The 17,410-nt window shown below is 73.0% G+C and carries 17 protein-coding genes; 12 read left to right on the top strand and 5 right to left on the bottom strand.

Translation table 11 applies throughout. The features are described from left to right. Window positions 1–79 precede the first annotated feature (79 nt). The 5 genes from ACIHAR_RS05710 (at window position 80) to ACIHAR_RS05690 (ending at window position 5,765) form a co-directional block, all read left to right on the top strand. A complete protein-coding gene (locus ACIHAR_RS05710; RefSeq protein WP_365461023.1) occupies window positions 80–211 on the top strand; it encodes a hypothetical protein in 132 nt (43 codons plus the stop codon). Window positions 212–378: 167 nt separating this feature from the next. Continuing rightward, a complete protein-coding gene (locus ACIHAR_RS05705; RefSeq protein ID WP_365461021.1) occupies window positions 379–894 on the top strand; it encodes a hypothetical protein in 516 nt (171 codons plus the stop codon). Between the two features lie 431 nt (window positions 895–1,325). Further along, window positions 1,326–4,028: a pyruvate dehydrogenase (acetyl-transferring), homodimeric type gene (aceE, locus tag ACIHAR_RS05700; protein ID WP_365461019.1), complete on the top strand. Its 2,703-nt coding sequence runs from the start codon at window positions 1,326–1,328 to the stop codon at window positions 4,026–4,028. 78 nt (window positions 4,029–4,106) lie between these two features. Then, window positions 4,107–5,099 carry a helix-turn-helix transcriptional regulator gene (locus ACIHAR_RS05695; protein ID WP_400017189.1) on the top strand — a complete coding sequence of 331 codons (993 nt, stop codon included), beginning with the start codon at window positions 4,107–4,109 and terminating at the stop codon, window positions 5,097–5,099. Window positions 5,100–5,246: 147 nt separating this feature from the next. Then, window positions 5,247–5,765 (top strand): DUF4240 domain-containing protein, encoded by a 519-nt coding sequence (locus ACIHAR_RS05690; protein ID WP_400017393.1) that lies wholly within the window; start codon window positions 5,247–5,249, stop codon window positions 5,763–5,765. 58 nt (window positions 5,766–5,823) lie between these two features. On the opposite strand, the gene ACIHAR_RS05685 is transcribed toward ACIHAR_RS05690, so the two are convergent. Together ACIHAR_RS05685 and ACIHAR_RS05680 are read right to left on the bottom strand one after the other, a co-directional pair. After that, window positions 5,824–6,063, bottom strand: coding sequence for a hypothetical protein (locus ACIHAR_RS05685; RefSeq protein ID WP_365461015.1), 240 nt, complete (start codon window positions 6,061–6,063; stop codon window positions 5,824–5,826). A 94-nt stretch (window positions 6,064–6,157) separates the two neighbouring features. Continuing rightward, complete coding sequence (locus ACIHAR_RS05680) at window positions 6,158–6,913, bottom strand: peptidoglycan recognition protein (protein WP_365461197.1); 756 nt, start codon at window positions 6,911–6,913, stop codon at window positions 6,158–6,160. Window positions 6,914–7,216: 303 nt separating this feature from the next. Between ACIHAR_RS05680 and ACIHAR_RS05675 the strand changes: the two genes are divergently transcribed. Then, complete coding sequence (locus ACIHAR_RS05675; protein WP_400017187.1) at window positions 7,217–8,401, top strand: MarP family serine protease; 1,185 nt, start codon at window positions 7,217–7,219, stop codon at window positions 8,399–8,401. 12 nt (window positions 8,402–8,413) lie between these two features. Here the strand turns inward: ACIHAR_RS05675 and ACIHAR_RS05670 are convergent, their stop codons facing one another. Further along, window positions 8,414–8,911 carry a GNAT family N-acetyltransferase gene (locus ACIHAR_RS05670; RefSeq protein ID WP_365461011.1) on the bottom strand — a complete coding sequence of 166 codons (498 nt, stop codon included), beginning with the start codon at window positions 8,909–8,911 and terminating at the stop codon, window positions 8,414–8,416. 71 nt (window positions 8,912–8,982) lie between these two features. Between ACIHAR_RS05670 and ACIHAR_RS05665 the strand changes: the two genes are divergently transcribed. Together ACIHAR_RS05665 and ACIHAR_RS05660 are read left to right on the top strand one after the other, a co-directional pair. Further along, window positions 8,983–9,876 carry a TIGR01777 family oxidoreductase gene (locus tag ACIHAR_RS05665; RefSeq protein ID WP_400017183.1) on the top strand — a complete coding sequence of 298 codons (894 nt, stop codon included), beginning with the start codon at window positions 8,983–8,985 and terminating at the stop codon, window positions 9,874–9,876. A 166-nt stretch (window positions 9,877–10,042) separates the two neighbouring features. Further along, window positions 10,043–11,479, top strand: a complete 1,437-nt coding sequence (locus ACIHAR_RS05660) for an NAD(P)/FAD-dependent oxidoreductase (RefSeq protein WP_365461007.1) — start codon at window positions 10,043–10,045, stop codon at window positions 11,477–11,479. Between the two features lie 326 nt (window positions 11,480–11,805). On the opposite strand, the gene ACIHAR_RS05655 is transcribed toward ACIHAR_RS05660, so the two are convergent. Continuing rightward, window positions 11,806–13,332: a regulator gene (locus tag ACIHAR_RS05655; RefSeq protein ID WP_400017181.1), complete on the bottom strand. Its 1,527-nt coding sequence runs from the start codon at window positions 13,330–13,332 to the stop codon at window positions 11,806–11,808. Window positions 13,333–13,593: 261 nt separating this feature from the next. Between ACIHAR_RS05655 and lipB the strand changes: the two genes are divergently transcribed. The 4 genes from lipB to ACIHAR_RS05635 all read left to right on the top strand — a co-directional run bounded on the left by lipB (window position 13,594) and on the right by ACIHAR_RS05635 (window position 16,752). After that, entirely contained in the window at window positions 13,594–14,394 is an 801-nt protein-coding gene (gene lipB, locus ACIHAR_RS05650) for a lipoyl(octanoyl) transferase LipB (RefSeq protein WP_400017179.1), read from the top strand. A 150-nt stretch (window positions 14,395–14,544) separates the two neighbouring features. Further along, window positions 14,545–15,510, top strand: a complete 966-nt coding sequence (gene lipA / locus ACIHAR_RS05645; protein ID WP_365461002.1) for a lipoyl synthase — start codon at window positions 14,545–14,547, stop codon at window positions 15,508–15,510. A gap of 270 nt (window positions 15,511–15,780) precedes the next feature. Continuing rightward, complete coding sequence (locus tag ACIHAR_RS05640) at window positions 15,781–15,984, top strand: hypothetical protein (RefSeq protein ID WP_365461000.1); 204 nt, start codon at window positions 15,781–15,783, stop codon at window positions 15,982–15,984. A 66-nt stretch (window positions 15,985–16,050) separates the two neighbouring features. Then, window positions 16,051–16,752 carry a DUF4191 domain-containing protein gene (locus ACIHAR_RS05635; RefSeq protein ID WP_365460998.1) on the top strand — a complete coding sequence of 234 codons (702 nt, stop codon included), beginning with the start codon at window positions 16,051–16,053 and terminating at the stop codon, window positions 16,750–16,752. 100 nt (window positions 16,753–16,852) lie between these two features. On the opposite strand, the gene ACIHAR_RS05630 is transcribed toward ACIHAR_RS05635, so the two are convergent. Next, a complete protein-coding gene (locus ACIHAR_RS05630; RefSeq protein WP_365460996.1) occupies window positions 16,853–17,320 on the bottom strand; it encodes an RDD family protein in 468 nt (155 codons plus the stop codon). Window positions 17,321–17,410 lie beyond the last annotated feature (90 nt).

Below are 17,410 nucleotides of genomic sequence, written 5' to 3'. Positions count from 1 at the left end.
TGGACGAAGCCTCCCGGACCAGATGACACCGGACAAAGGAGATGTCCCCAGAACGATGCACATGAAAGTCGGATGAACCATGCCGCACCTCCTCACCTCGATCCTGACCCGCGCCGCGGTCGGCCTGCTCGAGACCGCCGTGATGCACCTGTCCGTCCTGCTCTGGAAGTCGCTCGTCACCGGCGGCCGTCCGGCGGCCGCCCACGCCTGACCCGCCCGCCCCCGGACCCGCGTCCGTCCCGCCCCCGCCGGATCCCCGCAACCGGCGAGGGATTCCTGGGCTTTTGCCCGACATTGACGGTTTACCGACGCCAGGGAATGGAAGGCGGTGGGGGAGACGCCTCCTTCACTCAGGGTTCCCACCACGGGAGGACGGAGATGACTGCCCCACAGGCCCAGCCCACACCCCAGCAGCAACCGACACCGCCCCCGTCCGGGACGGCTCACACACCGCCGCCGTGGACGAAGACGACCCAGGCGGAGTCCACGGCCGGCCAGGCCGAGCGACCGCCCGAGGCGCCCACCGGGCGCCACGACGGGGGTGCCGCCGAACGGCTGCAGCACGCGGGCGGCAAGGTCATGCACCTGCACACCGCGCACCCGCGGGTTCCCATCCCGTACGTGACCCCGGGCGACATGTTCACCGGCGCCCGCTCGGCCGCCTCATGGCTCCCCTCCCCGCGCAAGCTGGCCTTCTACGGCGTCCTCGGCGGCATGGCCGCGCTCGAGGTCCTGGAGTGGCCGGTCGCGGTCGCCATCGGCGCCGCCACGGAAGTGATCACCCGCGAGCAGACGCAGCGGCAACGCGCCGAGCAGGAGCAGCGCGGGCAGCCCGCCGCCGAGACCCCGGCCCGGACGGAGCCGGGCAGGCCCCCACAGCCGGCGATGGGATGACGCGCACCTTCCGCCCCGGACGGATGGGGCCGCACACCGAAGGGTGTGCGGCCCCACCGGTCTGTGCGGCACCGTCGGCCCGTAAGGCACCACCGGCCTGTACGGCACCCCGGCCCGTGCGGCACCACCGGCCTCTGCGGTCCCACCCCGCCTGTGCGCGTACGGACGGGGCTCCGGCGCACACGTAACCCCGCCACAGCTCAGGTGAGCAGGGAAAACGCGGCACGGCGTGCCCAAACCCCTGGCACGCGATGCCAATTTTTCGGTCAGCGAGAGATTTTCCGCTTCACCCTTTGATCGATCATCGATCACGGAGTTAGAGTCGCCGACGGGCTTCCACCCAAGCCCCACCGCCCTGTCCTGCCAAAGACCAAGGGCACCCCGAACCCTTACCGATGAGGGAACCCCCTTCGACTGAGGAAGGCGGCGACATGACCGACCCCAACGCCATCCAGCCGAGCGCGCTCGACCAGCTCCCCGACCGGGACCCGGAGGAGACCGCCGAATGGCAGGCCTCCCTGGACGCCGTCGCCAAGGCGGCCGGGCCTCACCGGGCCGCGTACCTGATGCGCCGCACGCTGGAGCGCGCCGAGGCGGGCGGCATCGCGCTGCCGAAGCTCCTTGAGACCGACTACGTCAACACCATCCCGACCGCCGCCGAGCCGTCCGTGCCCGGCGACGAGGAGATGGAGCGGAAGATCACCGCGTGGAACCGCTGGAACGCGGCCGCGATGGTCACCCGCGGCTCCAAGTACGGTGTCGGCGGCCACATCGCCACCTTCGCCTCCGCCGCCTGGCTGTACGAGACCGGCTTCAACCACTTCTTCAAGGGCAAGGAGGCCGACGGGTCCGGCGACCAGCTCTACATCCAGGGCCACGCCTCCCCCGGCATCTACGCCCGCGCCTTCCTCGACGGCCGGCTGAACGAGACCCACCTCGACAACTTCCGCCAGGAGGCGGGCGGCAACGGCCTCCCGTCGTACCCGCACCCGCGGCGCCTGCCCTGGCTGTGGGAGTTCCCGACGGTGTCGATGGGCCTCGGCCCGCTGTCGGCGATCTACCAGGCGCGGTTCAACCGCTACCTCACCAACCGCGGCATCAAGGACGTCTCCGCGTCCCACGTCTGGGCCTTCCTCGGCGACGGCGAGATGGACGAGCCCGAGTCGACGGCGGCCCTCGCGCTCGCCGCCCGTGAGGAGCTCGACAACCTCACCTTCGTCATCAACTGCAACCTGCAGCGCCTCGACGGCCCGGTCCGCGCCAACTTCAAGATCGTGCAGGAGCTGGAGGCCCAGTTCCGCGGCGCCGGCTGGAACGTGATCAAGACGCTGTGGGGCTCGGCCTGGGACGAGCTGTTCCAGCTCGACACCACCGGCGCGCTCGTACGCCGCCTGCGCGAGGTACCCGACGCCCAGGTGCAGACGTACCAGACGCGCGACGCCGCCTACATCCGCGAGGACTTCTTCGGCAAGGACCCGGCGCTCGTCGAGATGGCGAAGCTGCTGAGCGACGACAAGATCCTCGAGTGCTTCCACCTCTCCCGCGGTGGTCACGAGGCGCGCAAGGTGTACGCCGCGTACAAGGCCGCCGTCGAGTTCAAGGGCGCGCCGACCGTGATCCTGGCCCAGACGGTCAAGGGCCACACCCTCGGCGAGGGCTTCGCGTCGAAGAACGCCAACCACCAGATGAAGAAGCTGACGGTGGACGAGTTCAAGACAATGCGCGACCTGCTCGAACTGCCCATCAGGGACAGCGACTTCGTCGACGGGGTCGTCCCCTACGGCCACCCGGGCGCCGACTCCCCCGAGGTCCGCTACCTCCAGGAGCGCCGCGCGGCCCTCGGCGGCCCGGCCCCGGCCCGCCGTACGCACGCGCTCGCGCCGCTGCCCGCCCCGGCGGAGAAGGCGTTCGCCTCCTTCGACAAGGGCTCCGGCTCGCAGAACGTCGCCACCACCATGGCCTTCGTCCGCCTGGTCAAGGACCTGGTCCGCGACAAGGAGACCGGCAAGCGCTGGGTGCCGATCGTCCCCGACGAGGCGCGCACCTTCGGCATGGAGTCGCTGTTCCCGTCGCTCGGCATCTACTCGCCGAAGGGCCAGACGTACGAGCCGGTCGACCGTGACCAGCTGATGTACTACAAGGAGGCCAGGAACGGCCAGATCCTCAACGAGGGGATCACCGAGGCCGGCTCGATGGCCGACTTCATCGCCGCTTCGACGTCGTACGCGACGCACGGCGAGGCGATGATCCCCTTCTACATCTTCTACTCGATGTTCGGCTGGCAGCGCACGGCCGACCAGATGTGGCAGCTCGGCGACCAGCTCGGCCGCGGCTTCCTCGTCGGCGCGACGGCGGGCCGCACCACGCTGACCGGCGAGGGTCTGCAGCACGCCGACGGCCACTCCCCCGTCATCGCCGCGACCAACCCGGCCGCGCTGACGTACGACCCGGCCTTCGCGTACGAGATCGCCGTCATCGTCAAGGACGGTCTGCGCCGGATGTACGGCGAGGCGGCGCCGGGTGAGGACCCGAACGTCTTCTACTACCTGACCGTCTACAACGAGCCGCTGCCGCAGCCCGCGAAGCCGGCCGGCCTCGGCATCGACGAGGGCATCGTCAAGGGCCTGTACCGCTTCAACACGGCGGAGTCGGCGGGGCTCACCCCGGCCGCCAACGCCCCGCGGATCCAGCTCCTCGGTTCCGGTACGGCGATCCACTGGACGCTCGAGGCGCAGAAGCTGCTCGCCGAGGACTGGGGCGTGGCCGCCGACGTGTGGTCCGCGACCTCGTGGAGCGAGCTGCGCCGCGACGCGCTCGAGGCCGACGCGGCCCTGCTGCGCGGCGAGGAGCGGGTGCCGTTCGTCCGTCAGGCGCTGCAGGGCGCCGAGGGGCCGGTGCTGGCGGTCTCCGACTACATGCGCCAGGTCCCGGACCAGATCGCGCAGTGGGTCGAGCAGGACTGGTCCTCCCTGGGCGCGGACGGCTTCGGCCTGTCCGACACCCGTGAGGCGGCCCGCCGCCACTTCGGTGTCGACGCGCAGTCGGTGGTCGTCGCGGCGCTGGCCCAGCTGGCCCGGCGCGGCGAAGTCAAGGCGACGGCCGTGAAGGAAGCGCGCGAGAAGTACGGCCTGTAGGTCGTCGCTTCGGCGGAAGGGGCACGGCGGTTCCGCCGTGCCCCTTCGTTGTCGGTGCTCCCCGGCATGATGGTCCGCATGCGCGCTGCCCGGCTGATCAAGATGGTGCTGCTGCTGCAGTCCCGGCCCGCCATGACCGCCGCCGAGCTGGCGCGGGAGCTGGAGGTGTCGGAGCGGACGGTCACCCGGGACGCGCAGGCGCTCTCCGAGGCGGGGGTGCCGGTGTACGCCGAGCGGGGGCGGGCCGGCGGGTACCGGCTGGTCGGCGGCTACCGGACACGGCTGACCGGGCTGGCCCGCGGTGAGGCCGAGGCGTTGTTCCTGAGCGGGGTGCCGGGGGCGCTGCGGGAGATGGGGCTGGAGGACGCGGCCTCGGCGGCCCGGCTGAAGGTGTCGGCCGCGCTGCTGCCGTCCCTCCGGGACGCCCCGCGGACGGCGGCGCAGCGGTTCCATCTGGACGCTCCGGGCTGGTTCCAGGAGCCGAGGACGCCCGAGCTGCTTCCGGTGGTGGCGGAGGCGGTGTGGGACGACCGGCGGGTCCTGGCCCGTTACCGCCGGGGCGAGGGCGATGTGGAGCGGGAGCTGGAGCCGTACGGGCTCGTGCTCAAGGCGGGGGTCTGGTACCTGTGCGCCCGGGTGGTCGAGCCGGGGACGGGCGCGAGGACCGGTGTCTTCCGGACGTACCGGATCGACCGGTTCACGGATGTGCGGACGCTGGAGGAGCGTTTCGTCCGTGACGAGGACTTCGACCTGCCGGGCTACTGGGCCGAACAGGCCGAGCGGTTCGCCCGCTCGATCCTGCGCGCCGAGGTGGTCGTACGGCTGTCGGAGGCGGGCGTCCGCAGGCTGCCGTACACCGTGGACCCCGTGGCGGCCAGGGATGCGCTGGCACAGGCCGGGGAGGCCGACGGGCAGGGGTGGGTGACGGTCGCGCTCCGGGTCGAGTCCGAGGAGGTGGCGCACACCCAGCTCACCGCCCTCGGCCCGGAGGCCGAGGTGCTCTCCCCCGCGTCACTGCGGCGGCGCTTCGCCGAGGACGCGGCGCGGCTGTCGGGGCTGTACCGCGGCTGACGGTCCCCGCCCTCGCCCGACGGTCCCCGCCCTCGCCCCGACGCCTCGGCCGCCCGCGAGCGCGCCCGGACGGGGCCGTACCGCGGCCGGCAATCGCCTTCACTCCGGGTGCGTGCCACCCGTCGAGGCACGATGCTGGGACGCGTGATGGACGAGACGGAGTTCTGGGAGATGGTCGACGCCACCCGCGAGGCCGCCGAGGGCGATCCCGAGGAGCAGGCGGACCTGCTCCTCGACCGGCTCCTGCAGATGGAGCCGGACATGGTCCTGGACTTCGCCCGTCACTTCGAGGCGCGGTACAACCGCGCGTACACCTGGGATCTGTGGGGTGCCGCCTGGGTGCTGCTCGACGGGGCCAGCGACGACGCGTTCGACTTCTTCCGGTGCTGGCTGATCGGGCAGGGCCGGGAGGTCTACGAGGGCGCCGTGCACGACCCGGACTCGCTCGCCGACCTGCTGGACGACTTCGACGAGGAGATCGACGGCGACGGCGAGGAGCTGGGCTACGCGGCCGACGAGGCCTACGAGCAGCTCACCGGGACCGTCGCCCCGGACCTGGGCATCGCGCCCGCCCCGGCTGAGCCCGAGGGCACACCGGTCGACTTCGAGAACGAGCAGGCGCTCGCGGAGCGGTATCCGCGGCTGTGGGAGCGCTTCAAGGAGTGATCCGCCTCTTCCCCGGAACCCCAGGGCCCTGAAGCGGGTTCCGCGGCCGCCGGGGTGCTCAGGCCGCGGTGCGGCGGCGGGTGCTGTCCGAGGGGATGTAGGCCTGCGCGGGCTCGGCCCTGACGGCGTGGTGCAGCGGCGCCTTGTTGGCCTGCTCCAGGGCGGACGCGGTGGTCGCGGCCGGTCCCAGGACGACCGCGGCGACGGCGCAGACGACCGTCCAGGGCCTGCGGGCGGCCCCGGTCCGGCCGGCCTTCCGCTCGACGGTCCCCGTGGTCTCGGTACGGCTGCTGTTCATGTTCCCCACCTCCGGTCGGCTTGTGTCGTGCATGACCGTAGGACGCGGGGATGGGAGGACCCTGAACGCCGGCTGAGGCGTTTCTGTGAACGCCTCAGCCGGTCCTGCCCTGCAGCCGGGCCGCCGCCCGGCGGATCTCCGGCAGGCGGGCGCTGAGGGCCGCTCCCGGGCAACTGGTCATGTAGCCGTCGCCGTGGCCGGCCAGGGCGGGCAGAACGGCCGTGACGCCGGCGGCGTACCGGCTGCCGCTGTTGCTGGAGGTCAGGCGGACGTCCTTGCGCGGATCGGTGTCGGACGGGCCGAGTTTCCAGGCGGCGAGGGCGGCGATCGCGTCGATCATCGGCTGCGGGACCTCGACGCCCGCGGTGAAGGTGCCGAGGGCGGCGATGCCCGTCGTGCGGTGGTTGAAGCCCTGGGTGTGCGCGCCGGTGACGGGGCGGTCGACGCCGCCGGCCCGGCCCTCGTAGATGGTTCCGCAGCGGTCGACGAGGAAGTTGTAGCCGATGTCGTCCCAGTCCCGGCCGCCGGTCTGGCCCGCGTACAGGTGGCGGATGACACGGGGTGCGTCGACGCAGTCGTAGCCGTTGGGTGAGTCGGTGTGGTGGACGAAGACGGCCACCACCTCGTCGTCGTAGCGCGGGGGCGGCTGCCGGCGTCCGGCGAGGTCGGCCAGCCACGCGGAGCGGGGCAGGATGCGGGGGCGGGCGGCGGTGTGCGGGGTCGCCGGGCGCCCTCCGGCCGGGTGGGCGGAGCGGGCGGCCAGGGCGGTCGTTGCGGCGTGCTCGACGCCCTCCGCGCACAGCACCAGGGCGACGGCCGCTGCGAGCCCGGGCAGGCCGCCCAGGAGCACGAGGAGCGGGCCCGGCAGCCGTGCCGGGCGCCGTCCCCACGTCCCCCGCACGCGGCGGGGGATTCGGATGGCAGGCATGAGCCCACTGTCGGCCGGTTCCGCTCCGCTCGCGATGTGTGCTGTGCCACCCGGTGGAACCATCGTCCCGGTCCGCTACGTTTCCGGTGGTAAGCCCTGTCCGGCCCGATCCGCCGGACGCCCCCGGGTACGGCCGGCCGGTTCACCGCCCGCGCACGGCTCGCTCCCGGCTGATCACCGGGCCCGTCCCGTACGTACTGGAGGATCCGAGAGAGAGGCGGCTCCGTGGACCTGCTCGACATCGCGCTGGTGCTGGTGGCCCTGGCGTACGCCGGCTCCGGATACCGGCGCGGACTGCTGGCCGGCTGCGTCTCGCTGGCCGGGTTCGTGGGCGGCGCGGTGGTGGGCGTGTGGGTGCTGCCGTGGGTGATGGACCTGGTGGCCCCGGGCACGACGGCGGCGACGGTGACCGCGGTGCTGACGGTGCTGGTCCCGGCGGCGCTGGGCCACGAACTGGCGGGACGGCTGGCGCTGCGGCTGCGCCGGGAGCTGGACCGGGGCCCGCTCAGGGTGGCCAACGGGATCGGCGGCGCGGCGGCGAACGCGGTGGCGGTGCTGGTCGTGGCGTGGGTGGCGGCGAGCGTGCTGGGGGCGTCCTCGTCGGCGGCCGTGACGTCGGCGATCCGGGACTCCCGGCTGCTCGGGACGGTGCAGGACGCGATGCCGGACACCACCCCGGCGTGGTTCTCGCGGGCCACATCCGCGCTGACCGAGGCGGGCTTCCCCCAGGTGTTCAACCCGTTCGAGGCCGAATCGACGGCCGAGGTCGCCAGGCCCTCCGGCGACAGCGTCACGGCGAGTGCGACGAACGCGGCCAAGCTGAGCACGGTGAAGGTCGAGGGCGTCTCGGGCGACCAGGGCCGCGAGGGCAGCGGGTTCGTGTACGCGCCGGAGCGCGTGATGACCAACGCCCACGTGGTGGCCGGCATCGACGAGCCGACCGTACGCGTCGGGGGCGTGGGGCGGTCGTACGAGGCGCGGGTGGTGCTGTTCGATCCGGGCGAGGACGTGGCCGTGCTGTACGTGCCCGGTCTGCGGGCGCCGGTCCTGCGGTTCGACGGCACGGCCTCCCGCGGGGACTCCGCGGTCGTCGCCGGCTATCCCCAGGACGGCGGCCTCGACCTGCAGGCGGCGACGGTCGCGGGCCGGGTCGACGCGACCGGCCGGAACATCTACAACGACGCGACCGTCACCCGCGAGATCTACTCGATCCGCTCCACGGTCCGCCCCGGCAACTCCGGTGGCCCGCTGCTGACCACGGACGGCCGGGTCTTCGGCGTCGTCTTCGCCCGCTCCACCTCGGACGTCGAGACGGGCTACGTCCTGACGGCGGCCGAGGTCGCGGACGACGCGGAGCGGGCGGCCACGGCGACGACACCGGTGGACACCGGCGCGCTGATCACGTCGTAGTCGTCCCGCCGGTCACAGGGAGCGGCCCATGAGGACGTCGTCGACGTACTCCCCGCCGAGCAGGAACTCCTCCGGCAGCACGCCTTCCACCACGAATCCCTCGGACTCGTAGAGCTTGCGGGCGGGGGTGTTGTGGGCGAGGACGCGCAGGGTGACGCGGCGGGCGCCGCGCCGGCGGGCCTCCTCGACGGCCGCCCGGATCAGCGCCCGTCCGGCGCCCCGGCCGCGCGCCTCGTTCGCGACGGCGAGGCCCTGGATCTGGCGGACGTGCGCGTTGCAGGCGAGCGGGGTCGGGAAGCCGAGGAGGACGTAGCCGGCGACGCGGCCGTCGACCTCGGCGACCAGGCAGTCCTCGGGGGCGTGGCGCTCGCTGAAGAAGGGGGAGAAGGGCGGCTGCGGCTCGGGCGTGACCGCGTGCAGCCGGGACCAGGTCAGACGGTCGATCAGACCGAGCGCCTCGTCGTCGGCGGGTCTGGCGGTGCGTATGCGCGGTGCTGGGGGCTCGGACATGAACGTCACCCTATGACCCGGACACCGGATCACAACGGGGGTTTTACGGGCGCACGCGGCAGGATGGCCGCATGGAACGTAGGCGAATCGCGGTGGCCGGCGCGTCCGGTCTCATCGGCAGCGCCCTGGTGCGGTCCCTGACCGCGGACGGGCACGAGGTGGTGCGTCTGGTGCGGCGGGCGCCCCGAGGGGCCGGCGAGGTGCGGTGGGATCCCGAGCGGGGCCGGATGGACCGGGCCGGGCTCGCCGGGTGCGACGCCGTGGTCAACCTGGCGGGCGCCGGGGTGGGCGACCGGCGGTGGACCGAGGAGTACAAGAAGCGGATCCACGACAGCCGGGTGAACGGGACGGCGGCGCTCGCGCGGGCGGTCGCCGAACTGGACGCGCCGCCGCGGGTGTTCGTCAACGGCAGTGCGATCGGCCGCTACGGCGAGACGGGGGACCGGGCCGTCGACGAGAGCGCGCCCGCCGGACACGGGTTCCTGCCGGAGCTGTGCGTGGAGTGGGAGGCGGCCGCGGCTCCGGCGCAGGAGGCGGGCGTACGGACGGTGTTCACCCGGACCGGGCTGGTGGTGGCGCGCGGCGGTGGCGCCTGGGGACGGCTGTTCCCGCTGTTCACCGCGGGCCTCGGCGGGCGGTTGGGCGACGGCCGGCAGTACTGGTCGTACATCGCGCTGCACGACGAGGTCGCGGCGATCCGGCACCTCCTCGACCGCGACGACCTGTCGGGGCCGTTCAACCTGACCGCGCCCGAGCCGCTGACGAACCGTGAGATCACCGAGGCCATGGGACGGGTGCTGCACCGGCCGACGCTGTTCGCCGTGCCGGCGCCGGTGCTGCGCGCGGTGCTGGGCGAGATGGCCGCGGACGTGCTGGGCAGCGCACGGGTGGTGCCGAAGCGGCTGCTGGCGTCCGGGTTCACCTTCGCGTTTCCCGGGATCGAGGACGCGATCCGAGCGGCCTGAGACCCGCCGGGACCACATGCGACCGCTGTGCGACCGTGCCCTGTCCATGCGCGACTGTTCCCGACCGATCACGGCCCTACCCTCGATCCGAACTCGGGTATCCCGGACGCCCGTTGGGGGCATGACGTCTCCACCGGCCGCGCAACCTCGAGGCGAGGAGGGGCACGTGCTTGAGCCCGCGTACCAGGCAGACGTCGTCGTGGTGGGAGCCGGGGTCGCCGGCCTCTCCGCGGCCCATCGGCTGATCAGTGCAGGAGTGACGACGGCGGTGCTGGAGGCCGCCCCCTGTGTGGGTGGCCGCATGGCGACCGAGAAGGTCGACGGCTTCCGGCTCGACCACATCGGCCAGCTGCTGTCCACGGCGTATCCCGAACTGGCGCTGACCCCGGGGCTGGATGCGCTCGTCCTGCGCCCGTTCGCCCCCGGGGTGCTGCTGCACAGCGACGGGCGCCGTCATCGCGCGGGCGCGCAGACGAGCGCAGGGGGCGCAAGGGGCGCACTGCACGCCGTGCGCGCCCTCGCGAGCGCCCCCCGGCCGGGGGCGCTGCCCAGGCCGCGCCCAGGGGCCTCCCGGGCGGTGCCGCTGTCCGGCAGGCGGGCGGGCACGCCCTGGCAGGCCGGGCCCGCGCCCCGGGTACGGGCCGGCGCGCCGCTGGGCACCGCCGTGGACCAGGCCCGGCTCGGCGCGGCGCTCACCCGGCTCGCGGCCACCCCCGCCGAACGGCTGCTGCGCCGGCCGGAGGCGCCGGCCGCCGAGGCCCTCGCCGCCCGCGGACTGCCCGCCCGCACGATCGACGGCTTCCTGCGGCCCCTGCTCGCCGCGCTCCTGTGCGACCCGGACCTCACCACCTCCAGCCGCTGCGCCGACCTCGCGCTGCGCGCCTTCGCGGCCGGGCGGCTGTGTCTGCCGGAGGGCGGGGCCGAGGTGCTGCCGGAGCTGCTCGCACGCACCCTGCCGCAGGGCACCGTGCACACCGGCGTGCGGGCCACCGCGGTCTCCACGACGTCGGTGACCACCGCCGAGCACGGCGAGTTCCGCTGCCGCGCGGTCCTCGTCGCCACCGACGCGCGCACCGCCGCCGAGCTGCTGCCCGGTCTGCGGGTGCCCGACTTCCACCCGGTGACGGTCCTGCACCACACCACGGACGACCCGCCCTCCACCGGAGCGTCGCTCCTCCTCGACGCCGACCGCGGCGGCCCGGTCGCCCACACGGCGATCACCAGCCGCGTCGACCCGAGTCGCGCGCCCGCCGGCCGCACGCTGATCTCCTCCACGGTCCTGGGCACACCCCCGCCCGGCGTGGACACCGCGGTCCGCATGCACCTCTCCCGCCTCTACGGCACCTCGACCGCCCGCTGGGAGACGCTGGCCGTGCACCACACCCCCGAGGCGGTCCCCGCCATGCGCGCCCCGCACGATCTGCGCCGCCCGGTCCGGCTGCTGGCGGGCCTGTACGTGTGCGGCGACCACCGGGACACCAGCACCGTGCAGGGCGCGCTGCACTCCGCCCACCGGGCGGCGGCGGCCATCCTGTCCGACCTCGGCGCGGCGGGCTCGCTCCACGCGGCGGACCCGGTACGGACGGTGCCGAAGGCGGCGTAGGCGGTTGACCGGACCCGGGACCCGGTGGGACCGGCGGTCGGGGGCGGAACCCGCTCAGGGCCGGCAGCGCGGGTCCGGCAGCGGCCCCACGGGGACGGGACGGGTAAGGGCGGCGGGGGGTGACGAACCCCGCCTGACGGGGGGGACGAGGAGCCCTCGCCTGACGGGGCGACGGGGAACTCCCGTCAGGGCAGGGGCGCGAACCCCCGCCCCCCGAGTCACCCGGGGGGCGACGAAACCGCCTGGCGGGGGATGAGGAGCCCTCGCCTGACGGGGGACGAGGAACTCCCGCCAGGCAGGGACGCACGCGAACCCCCGCCCCCGGGTCACCCGAGCGCCGCCACCTTGTCGCGGTACGTCCGTACCGGCGCCGCGTCCTTGTACGGCTCCAGCCGGCGTTCGAAGTCCCTGACGTACTCCACCGCCCGCACCGACCGCATCTCCGCCGCCTGTCCCGCCGCCTCAGCCGCCAGCTGGCAGGCCTGGTCGAGTTCGCCGAGGCCGAGGCGGGCGGAGGCGAGGACGACCCGGCAGAAGAGCCGGCTGCGGGCGTAGGCGGCGGGGCGGAGCTGGAGGGAGCGTTCGGCGTGCTGCGCCGCGGCGCGGAACTGCTGCAGGTCGCGGTGGCAGTGCCCGAACTCGTCGGCGAGCTGCCCCTCGTCGAAGTACCGCGCCCAGAACGGCACCTCGTCCCCCGTCTTGGCCGCCTCCAGCGCGCGCTCGGCCCGTACCAGCGACGCGGTGCAGGCGCGCACCTCGCCGAGCACCCCGTGCCCGCGCGCCTCGGCCGCGTGCAGCAGGGCCTGGACCACGGGCGGGGCGTTGGTGCCGGCGCCCTGCTGGGCGACGCGCGCGAGCTGCACGGCCTCGCGGCCGTGGCCCAGGTAGACGGCCTGACGGCTCATGGTGACGAGGACGAAGGAGCCGTACGCCCGGTCCCCCGCGGCCTGGGAGAGGCGCAGGGCCTGGACGAAGTAGCGCTGGGCCAGTCCGTGCGCGGCGATGTCGAAGGAGGTCCAGCCCGCGAGGCGGGTGAGGTCCGCCGCGGCGCCGAAGAGGCGGCGGCCGGTCTGCTCGCCGTAGGTGCCGCGCAGCATCGGCTCGCACTCGTGCTCCAGGTAGCGCACGAGGGCCTGGCGGGCATGACCGCCGCCGTACATGTTGTCCAGGGTGCGGAAGAGCTCGCCCACCGAGCGCAGGGCGGCGATGTCGCCGCCGGTGACGCGCTGGCCGGGGCCCCGCTCGGCCGTGCCGCGCTGCCGGGGTACGCCGAGCGCGCCCGGCACGAGCGCGGCCGTGGACCTGGGCGGGACTACCTGCGGGGAGGCGGGCCCGGTCTGCCCGGTCCGGGCGGACGGGCGGCTCTGCGCCGGCAGCCGGCCGGACTGCTCACCTGGACCGCGGGCGACCTTCTCGTCGGCCCGGCCGATCAGCCAGTCCCTGCTGGGGACCACGAGACCCGCCGGGGTGAAGGCGATCTTGCGCAGCTCGGCGTGGCTGCCGGAGTCCTTGCGCCACAGCCCGCCGACGATGTCGATGGCCTCCTCGGGCGTACCGGCGAACTCCAGCCCGGCATACACGGGGGCGCACGCGTCCAGACCGAGGTCCTGCGCGGTCAGCCGGCGCCCCAGGCGACGGGTGAACACCTCGGCGATGAGGGCGGGGGTGGTGCCGCGGGGCTGCTGTCCGCGCAGCCATCGTGTGACGGAGGTCTTGTCGTATCTGAGATCGAGCCCGTGCTCGAGGCCGAGCTGATCGACGCGCCGGGCCAGACCCGCGTTGGAGAAGCCCGCTTCTGCGATGAGCGCGGCGAGCTGGCGGTTGGGAGTGCGCTGCGCGGGTCGTTCCGTCATCTGCGGTGCGGTCTCCTGCCTTCCGGGCTCTGAAGTGCCCGGATTGCCCTGTGAGCAGCCCTAATGGCCTGGTGAACGGCGCGAATGTAGCGGAGCGTAGCCAGTCGATCGCACATCTCGACGTTCATTCATCCGATCGTGTGAGGATTGGCCGCGGGGCTGACGCGTGACGGGCGGACGTACAGTGGCTTGGGCGCGTTACGCGCCTGGCACGACTGTCGCTGAGCTGCACTGCCGTATCGCCTTAGGGAGGCGCTTGCCGTGAGTGGGTTGCGGTTCGTTCGCATGGGCTTCGGAACGGACGCCGTGGAGTACCAGGAGGCGTGGGACGAGCAGCGCCGGGTGCACGCGGCCCGGTTCGCCGACGAGGTCCCCGACACCGTGCTGCTCCTGGAGCACCCGCCGGTGTACACGGCGGGGCGGCGCACGGCCGACGACGAACGGCCGCTGGACGGCACCCCCGTCATCGACGTGGACCGGGGCGGCAAGATCACCTGGCACGGGCCGGGCCAGCTGGTGGGGTACCCCATCCAGAAGCTCCCGCGCCCCGTGGACGTGGTGGCGCACGTTCGGCGCCTGGAGGAGGCGCTGATCCGCACCTGCGCGGAGTTCGGCCTGGAGACCACCCGGGTCGAGGGCCGCAGCGGGGTGTGGGTGCTCGGCGATCCGGTGGAGCGGCGCCCGGCGCTCGGCGGCCTGTCCCTGGACTTCGACCCGCGGCTCACCGACGAGGAGTTCGACCCGCGGCTCAACGGGCCGGAGTACGCCCCCTCCAACGCCGGGCAGCGCCGCGAGGACCGCAAGATCGCCGCCATCGGCATCCGCGTCGCCAAGGGCGTCACCATGCACGGCTTCGCGCTGAACGTGAACCCCGACAACAAGTGGTTCGACCGGATCATCCCGTGCGGGATCCGCGACGCGGGGGTCGCCTCCCTCGCCGGCGAGCTGGGCCGGGACGTGACCATCGAGGAGGTGCTGCCGGTGGTCGAGCGGCATCTGCGGGACGTGCTGGAGAACGCGGAACTGAAGCCGAGGGTGATCGAGACCACGCCGGCGGCGTGAGACGGCCTGTCCGGCGTCCGTGGACGAGGCCGCAGAGGCCGGAACAGGGGTCCGGGAGGGCATCACCGGGCGGCCGGCACCCTCGCCGGACCATCAAATCAACGGGCGTACCCTTGAGGTCGCCGAGGAATCAACGCTAGGGAGCCGGTCGTGTCCGCAGTCGCACCCGACGGACGCAAGATGCTGCGCCTGGAGGTCAGGAACAGCCAGACCCCCATCGAGCGCAAGCCCGAGTGGATCAAGACCCGGGCGAAAATGGGTCCCGAGTACACGAAGATGCAGAACCTCGTGAAGAGCGAGGGTCTGCACACCGTCTGCCAGGAAGCCGGCTGCCCCAACATCTACGAGTGCTGGGAGGACCGCGAGGCGACCTTCCTCATCGGCGGTGACCAGTGCACCCGGCGCTGCGACTTCTGCCAGATCGACACGGGCAAGCCCGAGGCCCTCGACCGGGACGAGCCGCGGCGCGTCGGCGAGTCCGTCGTCACCATGGACCTGAACTACGCCACCATCACCGGTGTCGCGCGCGACGACCTGGAGGACGGCGGCGCCTGGCTGTACGCCGAGACCGTGCGCCAGATCCACGCGCAGACCGCCGAGCGCGAGGGCGGGCGGACGAAGGTGGAGCTGCTGGCTCCCGACTTCAACGCGGTTCCCGAGCAGCTGGCGGAGGTCTTCTCCTCCCGGCCCGAGGTCTTCGCGCACAACGTCGAGACCGTCCCGCGGATCTTCAAGCGGATCCGGCCCGGCTTCCGCTACGAGCGCTCCCTGAAGGTCATCACGGCCGCCCGCGACTTCGGGCTCGTCACCAAGTCGAACCTCATCCTCGGCATGGGCGAGACCCGCGAGGAGGTCGTCGAGGCGCTGAAGCAGCTCCACGACGCGGGCTGCGAGCTCGTCACCATCACGCAGTACCTGCGGCCCTCCGTGCGCCACCACCCCGTGGAGCGCTGGGTGAAGCCGCAGGAGTTCGTCGAGCTGAAGGAGGAAGCCGAGCAGATCGGCTTCTCGGGCGTGATGTCCGGCCCGCTGGTACGGTCCTCCTACCGTGCCGGGCGCCTCTACCAGATGGCCGTCGAGAAGCGCGGCTCCTTCGTCGCCGCCCAGGCCGTCTGACACTCCGTCAACCGCCCTTCCCCCAGGGCGACGAGGCAAGCGTGTGAATTCGCGCACAAGAGGCTACCAATCAGTAGTGGCCGATACGACGCGGTCCTGACCGTCCTCGCAGATGAGGGCGTGCGTCAGGGCCGCGTCAGCATTTCGGCCCCCGCATCAAGGCTTCATTGGTGTTTGACCGGTCGGTCACGCCCTGGTAACACCAATCAGTGACGCTGGTGTCACGCCAGGTAGACCCGCCACCCAAACCGCCCGAGGGGGACCTCCACCATGCAGGCCGCGCCCGTTCGCGCCACCGCGATCCCTTCCTTCACCGACGCTCTGCGCGCCGTCGAGTCCCTGCTCATGAGCGGCGGCCAGCGCACCGCCCGACGCAACGCCTGGACCTCCGTCCTGGAGGACCGCCGCCGCGCCAAGGACCGTGTCGAGGCGCAGCGCGTCCTCGAAGAGGTCACCTCCGCACGCACCTCCTGACCGCCCCCGCCCTCCTCGCGGGCACTGCCGTCGTCGGTACTCCCGGAGCCACGTAGACTGCGTGACATGGCGAGGAAGGACACGGCGGCGGACGCCGCGAACCCCGGGCGACTGAAGCAGATCGCCCTGACCTACAAGATGACCCGCAAGGCCGACAAGAAGATCGGTCTTGTACTCGCGGCTGTCGGAATCGTCACCTTCGGTGTCTTCCTCGCGATCGGTTTCTTGATCGGCCACCCCATCTATCTCGGCATCCTGGGCTTCCTGCTCGCCTTCCTCGCGACGGCGATCGTGTTCGGCCGCCGGGCCGAGCGGGCCGCCTTCGGCCAGATGGAGGGCCAGCCGGGCGCGGCCGCGGCCGTACTGGACAACGTCGGCCGGGGCTGGACGACGACCCCCGCGGTGGCGATGAACCGCAGCCAGGACGTGGTGCACCGGGCGGTCGGCAAGGCCGGCATCGTTCTGGTCGCCGAGGGCAACCCGAACCGGGTGAAGGGCCTGCTGGCCGCCGAGAAGAAGAAGATGAACCGCATCGTGGCGGACGTGCCCGTGCACGATCTGATCGTCGGCACCGGTGAGGGCCAGGTCGAGCTGAAGAAGCTGCGGACCACCATGCTGAAGCTGCCGCGCGTGCTGACCGGCCCCCAGGTGACCACCACCAACGACCGGCTGCGCGCCATGGGCGACCTGATGTCCAACATGCCGCTGCCGAAGGGGCCTATGCCCAAGGGCATGCGCCTGCCGAAGGGCGGGCCCAAGGCCCGCTGACCCCGTGACACACGAAGGGGGCGCCCGGATCACTCCGGGCGCCCCCTTCGCCGTACCGACCGCTTTCCGCCTCCCGGCGGCTCGGATCCGTACGAGCGCCTCAGATCCGCACTTCCACCGTGCGGGCCAGGCGGTCGTGGAGGCCGCGGCCGTCGCGGTCCCAGATCAGGGCGGGGACGGCGAGGCAGAGCAGGACCGTGCGCAGGGCGGAGCGGGCGGGCTGGACCGTGCCGGTGTCCAGGGCGACCACGCGCAGGCCGAGGAGGCGCTTGCCCGGCGTGAAGCCGAGCGTACCGACGGTGAGGACGCTCATCACGAAGAAGATCAGCAGGGCCCAGTTGCTGGTCGCCTGGCCATAGCCGTCCGTGATCAGACCGTATGCGATCAAGAGGCACAGACCCCAGTCCACGGCCAGCGCGCCGAGCCGGCGGCCGGGGCGGGCGATCGAGCCCGGTCCCTCCTCCGGCAGACCCAGTTGCTCGCCCCGGTATCCGAAGTCGGCACCGGCTTCCTCCATGGCCGCGCGGGGGCCGGAGAGCCACGATCCGATTGCTTGCCTCTTGTCCACCCGTCCACGGTACTGCGCACCCATATGACCGGGGTGCGCAGGGGTGCGGCGGGCGGTGGCGGAGCTACCGTGGAACGAAGGCCGGTTAAC

Source organism: Streptomyces sp. NPDC052016 (assembly GCF_044548445.1).
GTDB lineage: Bacteria > Actinomycetota > Actinomycetes > Streptomycetales > Streptomycetaceae > Streptomyces.
The sequence above is the reverse complement of the archived record's forward strand: the minus strand, read 5'-3'. Positions and strand labels throughout refer to the sequence as shown.